This window comes from Serratia sp. 506_PEND (genome assembly GCF_001076875.1).
Classification (GTDB): Bacteria; Pseudomonadota; Gammaproteobacteria; order Enterobacterales; family Enterobacteriaceae; genus Serratia; species Serratia marcescens.
Genome location: NZ_JVEL01000149.1, coordinates 1 through 626, shown reverse-complemented (window position 1 = coordinate 626; position 626 = coordinate 1). Strand labels below are relative to the sequence as shown.

General features: G+C 50.6%; 1 protein-coding gene. It reads left to right on the top strand.

Annotated elements, in window-relative coordinates:
* A partial coding sequence (locus ADK28_RS03975) for a DEAD/DEAH box helicase (RefSeq protein WP_048794950.1) occupies positions 1-626 on the top strand: 626 nt, incomplete at both ends.

Genomic DNA, 626 nt, shown 5'->3' with positions numbered 1-626 from the left:
CGATCCCCGCGTCCGTAAGTGGGTTTACAAGCAGGGGTGGTCTGCATTAAGGCCCTTGCAGGAGAGTTCTATCCCGGCAATTTTAGCCCGTGATCGAGACGTGCTAATCAGTGCAGGTACAGCAGCGGGTAAAACAGAGGCTTTCTTTCTTCCTGCCTGTTCGGCAGTTGCAGATCTCACCAATGGATTTGGCATCATCTACATCAGCCCATTGAAGGCATTGATTAACGATCAGTACCGTCGTCTTGAGAGCCTTGGAGATGCATTGGAAATGCCAGTGACGCCCTGGCACGGGGATGTACCACAAAACAAAAAGAAGAAGGCACGGACGAACCCGGCTGGCATTTTACTGATTACACCTGAGTCACTTGAGTCTTTGCTCATAAACTCAATGGGCTGGCTTAAACAGGCGTTTTCTTCAGTTGCATACATTGTTATTGATGAGTTTCACGCTTTTATTGGCTCAGAGCGTGGCGTACAGCTGCTTTCTCTGCTCAATAGAATTGACCATGTGTTAGGGCGCCAGGTAAATCCAATTCCCCGTGTTGCGTTGAGCGCCACGCTGGGGGAACTGGAGAAAGTGCCTGAACTGTTGCGCCCGGACAAACGACTCCCCTGCGTAACTG